This is a genomic window from Candidatus Zixiibacteriota bacterium (assembly GCA_017999435.1).
In the GTDB taxonomy this organism is placed as follows: Bacteria; Zixibacteria; MSB-5A5; order GN15; family FEB-12; genus JAGNLV01.
Genome location: JAGNLV010000003.1, coordinates 419577 through 434251 on the forward strand (window position 1 = coordinate 419577; position 14675 = coordinate 434251).

A 14675-nucleotide genomic window follows, 5' to 3' on the forward strand; every position below is an offset into this window, starting at 1 on the left:
GCACGGCGTCGGCTCGGCCCCGGACGGCGTGCGACCGCCTTGGGAAGCGCAAGCCGAGTCATCTTTTCTTTCGGCAATGCCTGCAGGAGCCTCAGTCGCCGGAACCGAGGCCCATCGGCGGGCGCGCCTGTCGGCAGACTCTCTCCCGCGCAGACGTCAACATCATGTTGCGTTCGGCCGGGTGTGTGGTATCTTGCTGTAAACGTAGGAAACTACCGGGATGAACCGCAGGGAATTCTTGACCGAGGCCGGGCGCCTAGCCACGCTGGCCATCGTCGCCGGTCAACCTGGACTGATCAGCCTGGGCTGTCAGTCGGCCGGGTATCGGCGAGCCTCCGGTCCCAAACCCGACTTCCTCGTCCCGCCCGATCCCCGTCTTCCGGGCGTCGTTCTTGCCCGCGACGAGGATCATGCGGCGGCGCTGGGCGCCGCCCTCGAGGGGATCGGCGGCATTCGGCGCTTCATCCAGCCGGGAGAACGGGTCCTCCTCAAACCGAACGCCGCCTGGGATCGCGTGCCGGCGCAGGCGGTCAACACGAATCCGCTCGTGGTGGGGGAGATGGTGCGCCAGTGCCGCCTTGCAGGCGCCGCCGAGGTCCTCGTCACCGATCATGGCGGCCCGCGACCAGAGGAGGCTTTCACCCGCTCCGGCATCGCCGCCGCCGTCGCACAGAACGGCGGCCGGGTGATCTATCTTGAGGAGGACGATTTTCTGGAGGATGATCTGGGCGGCCGCTTCATTGGCGCCTGGCCGGTCCTGCGCCACGTTTTCGAGGTCGACCGCTTCATCAACATGCCGATCGCCAAACACCACGGCCTCGTCGCCGGCACCGCCTCGATGAAGAACTTCTTCGGCGCTATCGGCGGTGTCCGCGACGTGCTCCACGATCAGCTCGACCAGGCGATTGTCGATCTGGCCGCCTACTTCCGGCCTACCCTCACGGTGATCGATGCGACCCGCGTGCTCATGCGGCACGGCCCGGGGGGCGGTGCGTTCGAGGATGTCGCCGTCCGCAATGCGGTGATCTGCGCTACCGACCAGGTCGCCGGTGACTCCTGCGCCGCCGGTTTCCTCGGCGCCGCCGGCCGCGACATTCGCCATATCATCCTCGCCGCGCAGCAGGGCCTTGGCGAGATCGACTACCGCCGCGCCGGGTTCCTCGAACTGGGCGGCATCTAGGCTCTTGAGCGAAAGTCCGCGTGCAATCCGCGGTCGGGGGGAAAACAATATGGGTGGCCACCTTCTCCAGGGCAGGGTTGATCGCAATGGCTCTTTCTCTTGCCACTACGGCGGTGGGCCACCCATTTGTCGCGAACGTCTCGACAGTGAGCGATCGCGCTCCTGCCCGCGCGCCATCGCTCACCCCCGCGAAACGTCCGCCCATCAGGCCCAGGCGATTTCGACGGCGCCTGGTCCGCCGCGCGGCCGGGACGCCGGCCGCCGCGTGTGTCGGTCTCCCCGGAACCCCCCCGCTTCGGCGCTCCCGCTACCTCCGCACGCTCGAAAAGGCGTTCATTCCCGGGTACTCCGCATATTTGCCGATCTGCTCCTCGATCCGGAGGAGCTGGTTGTACTTCGCGATCCGGTCGGTCCGCGACATCGACCCCGTCTTGATCTGCCCCGCGCTGGTCGCCACCACCACGTCCGCGATCGTCGCGTCTTCCGTCTCCCCCGACCGGTGCGACACGACCGCCGTATACCCCGCGTGCTGCGCCATGCGGATCGCGTCGAGCGTCTCAGTCAGCGTTCCGATCTGGTTCAGCTTGATGAGAATCGAATTGGCGATCCCCTCCGCGATCCCCCGCCCGAGCCGCTTGATGTTCGTCACGAACAGATCGTCGCCGACCAGCTGGATCCGGCTCCCCAGCCGCTCGGTCATCTCTTTCCACCCCTTCCAGTCGTCCTCCGCCAGCCCGTCCTCGATCGAGATGATCGGGTACTTGTCGCACAGGCGTTCGTAGAAGTCGATCATTTCGCTCGACGAGAGCTTTTTCCCCTCCGCCTTGAGGTTGTACTTGCCCGACTTGGCGTCGTAGAACTCGGTCGAGGCCGGGTCGAGGGCGATCCGGATCTGTTCGCCGGGCTGGTAGCCGGCTTTGGCGATCGCCTCCATGATCACCTGGAGCGCTTCCTCGTTGGACTTGAGATCCGGAGCGAAGCCCCCTTCGTCCCCCACCGCCGTGTTGTACTTCTTGGCGGCCAGCACTTTTTTCAGGTGGTGGAACACCTCGGAGCCCATGCGGAGCGCCTCGCTGAGACTCCCCGCGCCCACCGGCATGATCATGAACTCCTGCAGGTCGACATTGTTGTCCGCGTGCTTGCCCCCGTTGATGATGTTCATCATCGGCACCGGCAGGAGCTTGCAGTTGCAGCCCCCGATGTACTCGTAGAGAAACCGGCCGCGCGACTCGGCCGCCGCTTTCGCCGTCGCCAGCGACACGCCGAGCAAGGCATTGGCCCCGAGCTTCCCCTTGTTCTCGGTCCCGTCGAGCCCAATCAGGTAGTTGTCGACCGCCACCTGATCGTACGGATCGATCCCGTCTTTGAGCAGCGCCGGGGCGATCTTCTCGTTGACGTTGTCGACCGCCTTCTGCACCCCTTTGCCGAGATACTTGCTTTTATCGCCATCGCGCAGTTCGACCGCTTCGTGCGCCCCGGTCGAGGCCCCCGACGGCACGGCGGCCCGCCCGAGCGTGCCGTCCGAAAGGATCACATCGACCTCCACCGTGGGCGTGCCGCGTGAGTCGAAAATCTGTCGCGCATGAATGAATTCGTAGTCCGACATGGAGAAACCTCTCGTCAGCCAATTGCCGTTTCACATCCGCCGTAGATGCTACCATCCGCCCCGGACGCATGCAAGTTTTAACAGTCATTGGGGGGACAAGCCCTCAGAGTATGGGGCCCGGCCGCGACTTCCGCGCTGTGGCCGGTCCCGATCCCTTTGTGCGGCAACACGCTTGGCGCCGGCACCCGGTTTGATACGTAGGCCGTGTACCTTGGGTAGGACAGCAAGACCGGCGGATTAAAAGATGCCGGTCGGGGCCGGCCGCTAACCGGCCCCTTTTTTATTCCCTCACCAAATGTGATTGTGCTCTCCCCCGCCACGGGTAGTTTCTGGCTTAGCGCGGCCCGAAACAGCCGGCGGATGGCGGTTTTCGACTCGCGCTAAAGAAAAAACTCGACAAACCGGTGCAAAAGCGCGTTAAACCCAATCTGAACACGAGGCCGACGCGAGCCGCCTGCCCCCGCGGGAAACGGTCGCCGGCCGCGGAAGCGAAAACCCGACCGGCGTCCGATTGGCCAGAGCGGCCGGGGCGCCCGAGGATTGACAACCCGAGAGACACTATGGCTACCACTCCTTCGTCCTCCGCTCAGCCGGCCGAGGCTGCCCAACCGCAGACCGGCGAAAAACCGAAAATCTCCCTCCCCGACCTGAACTGGAAGACCGCTACCTGCGTCGTGTGCGGGAAACCGTTCGACTATCACGGACGGAAACCGAAAACTTGCCGCGACGGCAACTGCCGCTACCGTTTCGAGTACAAAATTGAGCCCGACAAGTGGGCCGGGCGCCAGAAAACTCTGTTCGACGTCGAGTAGCCCGGCCGGTTCAGCCTCCCGTGCGTTCTGCAGCGCTTCGCGGCGAGCAAACCCCGGCGTATAAGGGGCAACTCATTTCCGAAAGCGAGGTGCCCCGGGCCTACCTTACTCGGCCTATTCAGCGCGCTCGCCCTTGCAACGGCCGCCTTTGCCTCATCTTTGGCAATGATCTCTACCGGGAGTGCAGCCTCGGCCGGCTGACACCCGGAGAGAGCGACCGCCCCCTCCCGCGCCCTTCGCCCCGGCTGGCCGCGCCCCACACCACCCCCGCCTCTGCGCCGCTCTACGCCGAAAACTGCTTTCCGACAAACTCCCAGTTCACCAGTTTCCAGAATGTTTCCAGGTATTTCGCCCGGAGGTTGCGGTAGTCGATGTAATAGGCGTGTTCCCAGACGTCGCACGTCAGCAGCGGCTTCTGACCGTCCCGCAGCGGATTCCCCGCATTTCCCTTCGGCACGATCTCCAGTCCCCCGTCGGCTTTCCTCGCCAGCCAGACCCAGCCCGCGCCAAACAGCCCGACCGCGGCCGCGGTGAACTGCTCCTTGAATTTGTCGAACGACCCGAACGACCGCGTGAGCGCTTCGGCGAGCTTGCCCTTCGGTTCCCCGCCGCCCGCGGGCGACAGACAGTGCCAGTAGAACGTGTGGTTCCACACCTGGGCGCCGTTGTTGAAGATCCCCCCCTCCGATTTCCGGATAATCTCCTCCAGCGAGGCGTCCTCGTACTGAGTTCCCCGGATGAGCTCATTGAGCTTGGTGACGTAAGCCAGGTGGTGTTTGCCGTAGTGATACTCCAGCGTTTCGGCGGAAACATGCGGCGCGAGCGCATCTTTTGCGTACGGCAGGTCGGGCAGCGAATGGGTCATGGGAGGCTCCTTTCCCCGGACCGGCGATTGAGCCGTCATTAGGTTTGCCCGAACGTTACCACTCTGTCATGGCGGTGTCAAGCGGAGGCCGACGTTGGTCCCGCCGCAGATAATTGTCAAGTTCGGTCGCCGCGTCTCCGATAATCTGAGTGAAGACTGATGGTGACTTAACGGAAATCGGACGTTTTGTTCGTTTATTGGGAAACCAGTCGTGCGGTTGGTTCGTTAAAGAGACAAAGAGCTTTTTAGTTGACCGCATCCTGGCGTCCTAACACTTTACATCTGGTTACTCATGGGGTGAAAGGCCATGGAGATTGGCTTGATTTATTCAAAGGATGACCCTCGCCAGACTGAGACGCGGGATTTTGTGCACTCGTACCTTCGAGATCGGGGAATCCTGGCCCAGATTGTCGAGGACCATCAACCGGTCGCTTCCCCGACCGTGGTCATCAACGGCGAGGCTGTTCGAGACCGCCGCGCCAAGCCGCGTGATGGCCATGGCCGGATGTTTCCGGCCCTCGCCGACATCGCCCGGGCCATCGAGCAACACGCGTGGTCTTTGTAACGGGTTAGCAGAAGGTACTCGACCGCACATTTTGTCAGTTTACGGCGCGGCCCCCCGGCCGCGCCGTTCTCGTGTCCGGCCGGCGCCCGGCCCGAAAACCCGCGTCCGGCGCGGGATTTCCCAGAAAACGCTTTACTTTGTCCCGCCCCGCCGATACTATAACGGGGTCAACCCATTGTTACTGCAACGACCTTTACCTGTACCTGCAAGCGGGCTGAGAAAACTCAACGATTCGTGTATTTCCCGGGTTGCTCCGTGCGCCCGGACGTGCGAAAGGAGACAGATCCTATGCAAATGCTGCTGAAAGCAGGATTGACCATCGTCGCCGCGGCCCTGGTCCTGGCCGGGTGCGGCGGCGACCCGATGCCCACCACCCCGGCCGCCGCTCCCCAGGCGTACAAGGCTCTTGCCGGCGTGCCCACCACCGCCACCATCGACTCCGCCTGGGTCGCCATCCACGTCAGCCGGCCTGACACCCAGACGGTCGCGGTTCACCCCGTTCTGGGCGAGTGGACCGAGACCGAACTCACCTACGCCGGCCGCCCGGCCGTCGATACACTTGATACCCTCGCGGTCTTCACTGTCGTCGACACCGGCTGGATCATGATCCCGATCAGCGGCCTGGCAGCCGACTGGGTCGAGGGTCGGGACAATTTCGGCCTCATTTTCCGGCAAGCGGACACGGCGGCGGGCTTCGTCGGCTGGGACAGCCGCGAGGCGGCCGGCCTTGAACCTTACCTGCGCCTCTGCTATAGCTGGAAGGCCGACACGATGTGCGAGGTTTTCACGGCGGTCGCCGACGCCTACATCGACGAGGCCGCCCCGGATGCGAACTTCGGCGCCGCCGCCGAGCTGTTCACCGGCCGCGACACTGCCGAAGGCACCTCGCGCGCGGCTTTGGTGCACGTTGAGATCCCGGTGTACACGCCGCCGGCTACGCTCGGCGACTTCGTCTGGCTGGACACCGACCGCAACGGCGTTCAGGACGACGGCGAACCGGGCCTGGCCAGCATCACGATTGATCTGTTCGCGTGCGACGGCGACACGCTGGTCGCTTCGGCCGCCACCGACCTCTCCGGTTACTACCGCTTCGATTCCCTGGCCCCCGGCGCCTACTACATCGCCGCGGCCCTGCCGGACAGCCTCATGTACGCCCTCCCGGATCAGGGCGGGGACGAGACCGCCGACAGCGATCTTGACCCGGCGACCGGCCGGAGCGCCTGCGTGGATCTGGCCCCCGGCGACGACTACCGGGCGCTCGACGCCGGCTACACCCTCGCCTATGCCGCGGTCGGCGACTTCGTTTGGAATGACATGAACGAGAACGGCCTCCAGGATGCCGGCGAGCCTGGGCTGGCGGGCATCGCCGTCAACCTGTTCGCCTGCGACGGCCGCCCTGTCGCCTCCGCCGTCACCGACTCTTCCGGCCGGTACCTCTTCGAAAACCTGGAGCCCGGCGACTACTACCTGCAGCTTGCCAATCCCTTCGGCTGGATCTTCACCTATGCCGGCGTCGGCGGCGACGACCTGATCGACAGCGACGTCGACCGGTACTACAAGACCACGACCTGCTTCGCCCTCTCTCCCGGCGAGGAGGATTACTCCCGCGATGCCGGTTTGATCGAGACCGACGGCTGCACGCACGGGAAGGGGTACTGGAAGAACCACGCCGGCTTCGGGCCGCAACCCGACGAGGTGACCCGGCTTCTCCTGCCGATCTACCTCGGGACGCCGGAGGGCACTAAGACGATCGCGGTGGCCGACGCCCGCACTGCTTTCGACATCCTCCAGCAGCACACCTATGGCCATCCGAGCAACGGGATCACGAAGCTCTACGCCCACCTGCTCACCGCCAAGCTGAATATCGTCAACTTCGCCAACCCCGAGGCGGTGTACCCGTTGATCGACGAGATCGACGCCTTCCTGTCGGAGTACGACTGGAACGACTGGGAGATGCTCGCTCCGGACCGGCAGACCATGGTCCAGAGGTGGAAGGGCCGTCTTGAGATGTACAACGGGGGGAACCTCGGCCCGGGTCGCTGCGATGGCGATGCGGCGTACGATGATGACGGCGACAGCGACGGCGATTACTGAGACCCGCTCCCGCTGATCAGCCAAGACAGAAAGGCCCGGCGCTTGCGCACCGGGCCTTCCTCGTGGCTTGTCCGGCCCGCGGCTAGATCTGAGTCTGCTCCCGCAGGAACGCCGCGACCTCCGCCGTCTTCATCCGCTTCTGCTCCTGGGTATCGCGGAAGCGCAGCGTCATCGTCTCGTCCTCGATTGTCTGGCCGTCGATCGTGATGCAGAACGGGCAGCCCGCCTCATCCATGCGCGCATACCGGCGGCCCACGGCGCCGGAGACATCGTAGAACACCTTGAAATGCCGCTTCAGTTCGGCGTACACCTTCTCGGCGAACTCCGGCATTCCGTCCTTCTTGACCAGCGGGAACACGGCCGCCTTGATCGGCGCCACCTTCGGCGAGAGGCGCAAAAACACCCGCGTCTCCCCTTTGATTTCTTCCTCGTCGTACGCGTCGACCAGGAGCGTGAGGAGCGTTCGGTCGCACCCGGCCGAGGTCTCGATAATGTACGGGACGAACTTCTCGGTGTAGACGTCGTCGCTGTAGCGCAGGTCTTTGCCGGTGGCCTGCATGTGCCGCCCGAGGTCGAAGTCGGTCCGGTTGTGCACGCCCTCGAGTTCCTGCCAGCCGAAGGGGTACTCGTACTCGATATCCCAGGCCGCCTTGGCGTAGTGCGCCAGTTCCCCGGGGCCGTGCTGGTGCCAGCGCAGCCGGGCCTCCCGGATCCCCAGGTCGAGATAGAACTGCCAGCGCTGCGCCCGCCAGTACTCCATCCACTTCTCATCTTCGCCCGGCGCGACGAAATACTGCATCTCCATCTGCTCGAACTCGCGCGTGCGGAAAATGAAATTTCCCGGGGTGATTTCGTTGCGGAACGCCTTCCCGATCTGGGCGATCCCGAACGGGATTTTCTGGCGCGAGGAGTTCTTGACGTTGAGGAAATTGACATAGATCCCCTGCGCCGTTTCCGGCCGGAGGAACACCTCGCTCGCGGAATCCTCCATCGGCCCCATGTGCGTCTTGAACATGAGGTTGAACTGGCGCGCCTCGGTCAGTTCTCCGCCGCACTCCAGGGGCGACTTCGACGGTTTCAGGGGACAGCGCGAGGATTCAAGCTTGTCGGCCCGAAAACGCGCCTTGCACTTCTTGCAGTCCACCATGGGATCGTGGAATTCGGTCACGTGCCCCGAGGTATGCCACACCTGCGGGTGCATGAAGATCGCGGCATCGAGCCCCTCGACATCGTCCCGCCGGTGCGTCATCGCGTTCCACCACACCGTCTTGAGATTCCGCTTCAGCTCGGCACCGAGGGGACCGTAGTCCCAGCACGACGACAGCCCGCCGTAGATCTCGCTGGAGGGGTAGATGAAGCCGCGCCGCTTGCACAGCGACACCAGCTTGTCCATCAACTCGTCATTCTTCTTCTGTTCGCTCTTGGTCGTCATACCGTCTTCGTGCTTTCCTTTCCTCAGGCTTCGGCGTCCTTCCTGAGCTTCTCCAAAAAAGTCAGCGCTTTCAGCTCCGCCCGCACATCCGCCTGGAAGCTCAGGAACCTGGTCAGCGCTTCTGTCAGCCGGACCGTCTCACGGTAACTTATCGGAAGCGTGGCCGCCTGTCCCAACGACGCTCCCTCCAGCGCCCGGATCAGCCGGTGGCTCTCCGAAGAAAAGGGAATATAGCAATCTCCGACCGATTCGCAAGCCCGGCAGACCATTCCCCCACGCTCGGCCGAGAACTGCACCCCCCCGGCGGCGTCGGCCAGCCGCTCCCCCGTCGCCCCGCACGCCACGCACCGGGTGAGCGAGGGGTGGTACCCGAGCCGCGAGATCAGCCGGATGTAGTAATTCACGAAGAGCGGCCCCAGCCCTTGTTTCGGCGCCGTCTCCACCAATTCGAGGTAGGAAACCGTGTAGGTATAGAGGTCCGGGTGCGGCGCCCGGTCCCCCAGCAGACTCAGCAGCAGTTCGATCGCCGCCGAGGCGAAAGCCAGCCGCCCGAGCGTCCCCTCCCGCTCGAACTGCCACGCCTGTACGAGGCTGACGTCCGACAGGTACCCCGCCGATTCCTTCTCCGAGTGGTAGAACGTCAGCTCCAGGCGGGCGAACGGAACGAGCCGCCCCCGTTTGCCGGTCAGCCGCCGCCCGCCCCGGTCGGTCAGAGCCAGCCGCCCGAAATCGCGGGTGAAAAACACCACCGTCCGCGAGGACTCCGACCAGTTGTGCGCGCGCAGGAGAATCGCTTCCGTCGCCTTTATCGCCATGGTCTCACCGCAGTTCCCGTTTTGAGTGCGGGTCGGCGCCGCCCCTATGCCGGCGGCCCGGACCGCGCCCCGCAATAACGGCATTTTGCGGCTGCTGCGCCACCGCTAAGCGCTCTGCCCCCCGCCGGCTGCGTTCGAAAGGCTTCCGGGCCGCGACCGGCCCGGTCCGGGCGAGTGAACATGGGTCAAAAAGGTTCACAATGTGATTGCGCCCGGCCGCCCGAGGGCCTATCTTGCCCTCACCGGACAGTAAACCTCTTGAAATGGGAGATCGCTATGCAGACCGAACCGCACCCGGAACACATCTGGCTGCAGCGCTTTGTCGGCGACTGGACCATTGAGATCCAGGCGGTGATGGGACCCGGCGAACCGCCGACCACCCACACCGGGCGCGAAACCGTCCGCTCCCTCGGCGGGCTGTGGATTGTCGCCGAAGGCCACGGGGAGACGCCCGGCGGCTCGTTCGACTCCATCCTCACGCTCGGCTTTGACCCGCAGCGCCGGCGGTTCGTCGGCAGCTTCATTGCCTCCGTAATGACCCACTTCTGGATATACGAGGGCGCCCTCGATGCCGCCGGGAAAGTGCTCACCCTCGACTGCGAGGGCCCCGTCTTCGGCGCCGAAGGAAAGACCACCCGGTACCAAGACGTCCACACCTGGGTCTCCGAGAATGAGCGCACCCTCACCGGAAAGATCCTCGGACCCGATGGGCAGTGGCAGGACATGATGACCAGCCGGTATCGGCGGGTTCGCCGGACTGCGACTCAGTAGACGAAGGACCTGCCTCGATGAGGCGACCGGGCGTCTTCAATCCGGTCAACCTCGACGGTTGATTTCCCGGCTGCGGCGGCGACATCTTTCGGCATGCTGTCGATGATGAGTTGCAGCAGTTCGCCGACGATCGTCTCCTCCTGTACCCGCGAACGGGCCGAGTGAACCGCCATGCGCCTCGTGGAAGATGATCCCGCCGGAATTGCCCGCGAACTCAAACGGCAGGCGGGGGCCGGCCTGCGGGCGAGGAACCTGACCGCCCACCTCCGGAGCCCTGACCGCCTGTGTCTCCCGGGGGATGAAACGGCGCAAAGCGAGACCTCCCGCCTCCCGCGCTGCGGAGACCTTGGCGGGCGGTCTCTGTCGTTTGTGCACGTGTGGGGGGAATCCCCCGCCCCCGTCACTGGCCGCGATACCGGTAGATCACCTCGTTGGGCCGTACCATGCGGTAGCGTGTGCGGGCGATGTACTCGAGGTAGCTCGGGTCCGTCTCCAGCATATGCCGGATGCGGGCCGCATCGGCCAGCGCCACCGTGTACTGGCGGTTGGCCTCCAGGAGCGCCCCGTGTTCGAGGTGCAGCCGGATAATCCGGGGAATGCTGTACTCCCCGACGGCCAGGGACCAGACAAACATCCCCCCGACCACCCACAGCCCGTAGCGCACGATCTGGCGGCGCAGGCGCGAGTCGCCGGAGGCCAGTCGCGCCCTGAAATTCTCAGCCACCGGCGCCCAGAACGGCCGGCCCTGTTTTACCCGTCTCGGCATGGGGAGATTGTTACAGCGGCCGACGCTGTTCGGCAACATAAAATCGCCGCCGCCCGGGTTGACCCGGAAATGCGCCCTGCCCGCGGCAACCGCGCCCGGCCGTTTCAACCCCGCCCTGTGCAACTTCTGCGCACCCCGTCCCCTTCATCCCTCCGCCCTTCCTGCCGATACTACTCAAAACGTCCGAGATTGATCACGCGACGGCGGACCCACATGGCAAAGATCGACCAACTCCTGAATATTGTGCGCGACGCCCACGCCTCCGACCTCCACCTGGCCGCCGGGAGCGTCCCGATCGTGCGCGTCTCCGGCCGGCTGGAGAAGACGAGCCACAAGCGCCTCACGAGCGAGACGATCAAGGCGCTCGTTTACGAGATGCTCTCGGACGATCAGATCCGCCTGTTTGAGCGCGAGGGGGATCTCGATGTCGCGTATGGTGTTCCCGGGGGCGCCCGTTTCCGCATCAACATTTTCCACATGCAGTGCGGCGTGGCCGCCGCGATCCGGCTCATCCCCGACCGGCCGCCGAGCCTCGACTCCCTCGGCTTCGCCGACACCGTCGCCCGCCTCACGGAACAGCGTTCCGGGCTGATCCTGGTCACCGGCCCCACCAACTCCGGCAAGACCACGACCCTGGCGGCCATGATCGACCAGATCAACACCGGTTTCGCCCGCCACATTCTCACCCTCGAGGACCCGATCGAGTACATCCACGAGAGCAAGAACTCGCTCGTGTCCCAGCGCCAGGTCGGCCGCCACGTCGGGTCGTTCGCCGCCGGTCTGCGCGCCGCGCTGCGCGAGGATCCCGATGTGATCACGGTCGGCGAACTCCGCGACACCGAGACAATCGCCCAGGCTATCACCGCCGCCGAGACCGGCCTGCTGGTCCTCGGCACCCTGCACACCACGAGCGCCGCCGCCACCGTCGACCGCATCGTCGATGTCTTCCCGCCGGACCAGCAGCAGCAGATTCGCATCATGCTCGCCGATACCCTGCTCGGAGTCGTCTCCCAGCACCTGCTCACCCGGGCCGACGGCCCCGGCCGCGTCCTCGCGTACGAACTGCTCGTCCGCACGCCCTCGGTGCAGAATCTCATCCGCGAGAGCAAGACGCACCAGTTGTCGATGATCATCCAATCCAGCCGGAAGCTCGGCATGCGGCTTCTGGACAATCACCTCAAGGCGCTTGTCGATGCCGGGATTATCAGACCCGAGGAGGCGGTGCGCGTCGCCCACGACCCGTCGCCGTTCCTCGCCAAATCCGAGCAGCCGGAAGAGATGGTGCCCGCGCCATGAGCCCGTCGCCGAAAAAACGACTCGATGAGATTCTCGTCGCCGAGGGCCTCGCCAGCGACACGCAGATTCGCGAGGCCCTCATGCGCCAGAAAGCCCGGGGCGGCAAACTCGGCTCCCACCTGCTCTACCACCGCTATGTCGACGAGGCCGGCCTGGTCAAGGCCCTCGCCATTCAGTTCGCCTGCGAAGGGGTGGTCCTGGCCAACCTCGACATCCCGGACTCCATCCTCGAGTTGATTCCCAAGAAGATCGCCCTCGCCCGGCGCGTCCTCCCCGTCGCTTTCGACGGCGCCACCCAGACTGTCACCGTCGCCTGCGAAGATCCGACCGACGCCGCTCTCCAGCGCGAGCTCCAGTTCGCTCTGGGCGGCCGCCCCGTGAAACTCTGCGTCGCCGCCGAACTCGCCCTCGACGTCGCCATCGCCCGCTGCTACCTCAAACAGTCCCGGTCGCTCGAGGAGAGCCTCGCCCTGGCGATTCCGGACGCCGCCACCGACACCGGCCCGATCGCGGTCCCGGCCGCCGCCGGGAACGGCCCCGCCCCGTCCGACCGCGAAGCTATCCTCCTCGTCACCGACGAGGAGTACTGCGGACCGCTCCTTCAGGCGATCTTCGAACGCGACAATTTCGACGTGACCACGACCGATTCCGCCGACGATGCGATTGAGGCGATCGGCAACCGCCGCTTCCACAGCGTCTTCATCAAAGACACCGTCCCCGGCGATTACCTCGACCTGATCGACAGGCTCCGCAAGATCTCGCCGCGCACCCGGGTGCGCTACTACGAATCGGCCGCCCGCCTGCTCCTGGTCGACGATCTCTTCACGACCGAGGGGGACCTCCTCGTCAAGAACCTCGACCTTTTCACGGCCATGATGTCGACGCAGGCGCGCCAGCCCGACAACCACAGCGGCCGCGTCGGCCACTACGCCGACCGCCTCTGCCGCCGCCTCGGCCTGCCCGACAAAGACCGCCTCCAGATTGTCTCGGCCGCCTACCTCCACGACCTCGCCCGCTTCCACTACACCCCGTCCGAGACCCGCGACACCCGCACGACCATCAAACTCACCACCCGTCTCCTCCAGTCGCTGAACTACCCGCCGGTGGTCGTTGAAATGCTGCGGAAAATGTACGTCGACCTCAAGGGCAAGTACACCAAGCGCCTCCCCATCGAGGCCCTCGGCGGCAACATCCTGACCATCGTCGACCTCTACTGCGAAAATGTCGCCGCCAACGAGCGCCTCCTCCTGGACAAATTCGACGCGATCAAGAAGAAATTCCGCGACCTCACCGGCCGCCTCTTCATGGCCGAAGTCGCGGAGGCCTTCATCGGCCTCATCCAGGAGGAACTGCTGGCGCAGCAGACCTCTCTGCAGGTCGCCCAGGTGATGCTGCTGTCCGATCGGCCCGGCTCTCTCACCCCCGCTTACCTCCGCCTGCGCAACGAGGGTTTCCGCACCATGGCCCCTGCCGGCCTCGACTCCTTCGTCGATCTCTACCGCCGCAGCCGCCCCGACATCATTGTCCTCGCGGTCTCCGGGTCGGCCGAGGACGTCGTCGCTTTCATCGAGCGCCTGCGCCAACGCGACGTTGATTTCGATCACACCCCAGCCTTTGCTTTGGTCGACAGCGCCGTTGTCCCCTCGCTCACCGGGCTCCTGGAGAAGGGGATCGAGGACATTCTTCCCGTCGATGCCGGCCTCGACCTGCTGGTGGTGAAGATGCAGAAGATCCAGGCGGTGCTGCAGGCGAAGCAGAAGCAGCGCGAAACCGCCGACCACAAGTCCGGCGCCACCGGCCGTCTCGCCGACATGAATCTCATCGACCTCCTGCAGGCCCTCGGCCCGAGCCGCAGGACGGCCCGCATCACCGTCACCCCCGGCCCCTCCGCCGCCCGAGCCGACGATTCTCGCCCGGGCCTTGAGCCCGACCCGCGCGGCGGTTTCTCCGACAATTCGCGCGCCGGCCGTTCCGGCGACGCCGCCAGCGCCGGAAGCACTCCCGGCCGGCCCGATCGCCGCCCCGACCAGAAAGACCGCCGCCTGAACGACCATCTCATCCTCTACCTCGACCGCGGAGCGATCGTCTTCGCCCAGTACCGGGACAAAATCGGCGCCGAGGCGGTCTATGAAACAATCGGCTGGGCGGATGGGTACTGGTCGGTGGAACCGGTGTCCCGCGAGGCCCTTCCCGCTCCGAACAACGACCTCTCCAATGAGTCGATTCTCATGGAAGGCTGCCGCCTCCTCGACGAACGCCTCCACGCCGGCAAGTTGTTTTGACCTTTCCTCCGATGGCGCCGGGCACACAGGTAACAGCCGTCCCCCGGATCTCTTGTGGGTCAGGACCCTTGTGGTCCTGACATTCTGACCATCGATGTGAGCAGCCCCGTCAGGATCATAAAGGTCCTGACTTACAAGACCTATTTCGCGGAGGTTATCCGGCCCGTGTCGCGATCGCCTTCACCGGCGGC

13 protein-coding genes are annotated in these 14675 nt (G+C 65.0%); 7 read left to right on the forward strand and 6 right to left on the reverse strand.

The genetic code is table 11. From position 1 onward, the window contains the following. Window positions 1-220 precede the first annotated feature (220 nt). Window positions 221-1180, forward strand: coding sequence for a DUF362 domain-containing protein (locus KA261_09810; protein MBP7698093.1), 960 nt, complete (start codon window positions 221-223; stop codon window positions 1178-1180). 307 nt (window positions 1181-1487) lie between these two features. Here KA261_09810 and eno read toward each other — a convergent pair whose 3' ends face one another. Next, on the reverse strand, window positions 1488-2786 hold the full coding sequence (gene eno, locus KA261_09815) for a phosphopyruvate hydratase (GenBank protein MBP7698094.1): 1299 nt from the start codon (window positions 2784-2786) through the stop codon (window positions 1488-1490). A 560-nt stretch (window positions 2787-3346) separates the two neighbouring features. On the opposite strand from eno, the gene KA261_09820 reads away from it, so the two are divergent. Then, window positions 3347-3598, forward strand: coding sequence for a hypothetical protein (locus tag KA261_09820; GenBank protein MBP7698095.1), 252 nt, complete (start codon window positions 3347-3349; stop codon window positions 3596-3598). 283 nt (window positions 3599-3881) lie between these two features. On the opposite strand, the gene KA261_09825 is transcribed toward KA261_09820, so the two are convergent. Then, on the reverse strand, window positions 3882-4463 hold the full coding sequence (locus KA261_09825; GenBank protein ID MBP7698096.1) for a superoxide dismutase [Fe]: 582 nt from the start codon (window positions 4461-4463) through the stop codon (window positions 3882-3884). A gap of 307 nt (window positions 4464-4770) precedes the next feature. On the opposite strand from KA261_09825, the gene KA261_09830 reads away from it, so the two are divergent. Both KA261_09830 and KA261_09835 read left to right on the forward strand, forming a co-directional pair. Further along, entirely contained in the window at window positions 4771-5028 is a 258-nt protein-coding gene (locus KA261_09830; GenBank protein ID MBP7698097.1) for a hypothetical protein, read from the forward strand. Window positions 5029-5316: 288 nt separating this feature from the next. Then, window positions 5317-7122 carry a DNRLRE domain-containing protein gene (locus KA261_09835; GenBank protein MBP7698098.1) on the forward strand — a complete coding sequence of 602 codons (1806 nt, stop codon included), beginning with the start codon at window positions 5317-5319 and terminating at the stop codon, window positions 7120-7122. 82 nt (window positions 7123-7204) lie between these two features. Here KA261_09835 and KA261_09840 read toward each other — a convergent pair whose 3' ends face one another. Beyond that, complete coding sequence (locus KA261_09840; protein ID MBP7698099.1) at window positions 7205-8515, reverse strand: glycine--tRNA ligase; 1311 nt, start codon at window positions 8513-8515, stop codon at window positions 7205-7207. Between the two features lie 62 nt (window positions 8516-8577). Continuing rightward, on the reverse strand, window positions 8578-9369 hold the full coding sequence (gene recO, locus KA261_09845) for a DNA repair protein RecO (protein ID MBP7698100.1): 792 nt from the start codon (window positions 9367-9369) through the stop codon (window positions 8578-8580). 276 nt (window positions 9370-9645) lie between these two features. Between recO and KA261_09850 the strand changes: the two genes are divergently transcribed. Continuing rightward, complete coding sequence (locus KA261_09850) at window positions 9646-10140, forward strand: DUF1579 domain-containing protein (GenBank protein ID MBP7698101.1); 495 nt, start codon at window positions 9646-9648, stop codon at window positions 10138-10140. On the opposite strand, the gene KA261_09855 is transcribed toward KA261_09850, so the two are convergent. Beyond that, a complete protein-coding gene (locus KA261_09855) occupies window positions 10134-10313 on the reverse strand; it encodes a hypothetical protein (GenBank protein MBP7698102.1) in 180 nt (59 codons plus the stop codon). The genes KA261_09850 and KA261_09855 overlap by 7 nt on opposite strands. Before the next feature lie 227 nt (window positions 10314-10540). Next, window positions 10541-10906 carry a septum formation initiator family protein gene (locus KA261_09860; protein ID MBP7698103.1) on the reverse strand — a complete coding sequence of 122 codons (366 nt, stop codon included), beginning with the start codon at window positions 10904-10906 and terminating at the stop codon, window positions 10541-10543. Window positions 10907-11119: 213 nt separating this feature from the next. On the opposite strand from KA261_09860, the gene KA261_09865 reads away from it, so the two are divergent. Then, window positions 11120-12202 (forward strand): type IV pilus twitching motility protein PilT, encoded by a 1083-nt coding sequence (locus KA261_09865; GenBank protein MBP7698104.1) that lies wholly within the window; start codon window positions 11120-11122, stop codon window positions 12200-12202. Beyond that, window positions 12199-14484: a DUF4388 domain-containing protein gene (locus KA261_09870; GenBank protein ID MBP7698105.1), complete on the forward strand. Its 2286-nt coding sequence runs from the start codon at window positions 12199-12201 to the stop codon at window positions 14482-14484. The genes KA261_09865 and KA261_09870 overlap by 4 nt, the downstream gene beginning before the upstream one ends. The last annotated feature ends 191 nt before the right edge of the window (window positions 14485-14675 follow it).

Bases quoted from the DNA above. Each gene is read 5' to 3' on its own strand.
- KA261_09810 (MBP7698093.1), top strand. From the start codon at position 221: ATGAACCGCAGGGAATTCTTGACCGAGGCCGGGCGCCTAGCCACGCTG.
- eno (MBP7698094.1), bottom strand. From the start codon at position 2,786: ATGTCGGACTACGAATTCATTCATGCGCGACAGATTTTCGACTCACGC.
- KA261_09820 (MBP7698095.1), top strand. From the start codon at position 3,347: ATGGCTACCACTCCTTCGTCCTCCGCTCAGCCGGCCGAGGCTGCCCAA.
- KA261_09825 (MBP7698096.1), bottom strand. From the start codon at position 4,463: ATGACCCATTCGCTGCCCGACCTGCCGTACGCAAAAGATGCGCTCGCG.
- KA261_09830 (MBP7698097.1), top strand. From the start codon at position 4,771: ATGGAGATTGGCTTGATTTATTCAAAGGATGACCCTCGCCAGACTGAG.
- KA261_09835 (MBP7698098.1), top strand. From the start codon at position 5,317: ATGCAAATGCTGCTGAAAGCAGGATTGACCATCGTCGCCGCGGCCCTG.
- KA261_09840 (MBP7698099.1), bottom strand. From the start codon at position 8,515: ATGGACAAGCTGGTGTCGCTGTGCAAGCGGCGCGGCTTCATCTACCCC.
- recO (MBP7698100.1), bottom strand. From the start codon at position 9,369: ATGGCGATAAAGGCGACGGAAGCGATTCTCCTGCGCGCGCACAACTGG.
- KA261_09850 (MBP7698101.1), top strand. From the start codon at position 9,646: ATGCAGACCGAACCGCACCCGGAACACATCTGGCTGCAGCGCTTTGTC.
- KA261_09855 (MBP7698102.1), bottom strand. From the start codon at position 10,313: ATGGCGGTTCACTCGGCCCGTTCGCGGGTACAGGAGGAGACGATCGTC.
- KA261_09860 (MBP7698103.1), bottom strand. From the start codon at position 10,906: ATGCCGAGACGGGTAAAACAGGGCCGGCCGTTCTGGGCGCCGGTGGCT.
- KA261_09865 (MBP7698104.1), top strand. From the start codon at position 11,120: ATGGCAAAGATCGACCAACTCCTGAATATTGTGCGCGACGCCCACGCC.
- KA261_09870 (MBP7698105.1), top strand. From the start codon at position 12,199: ATGAGCCCGTCGCCGAAAAAACGACTCGATGAGATTCTCGTCGCCGAG.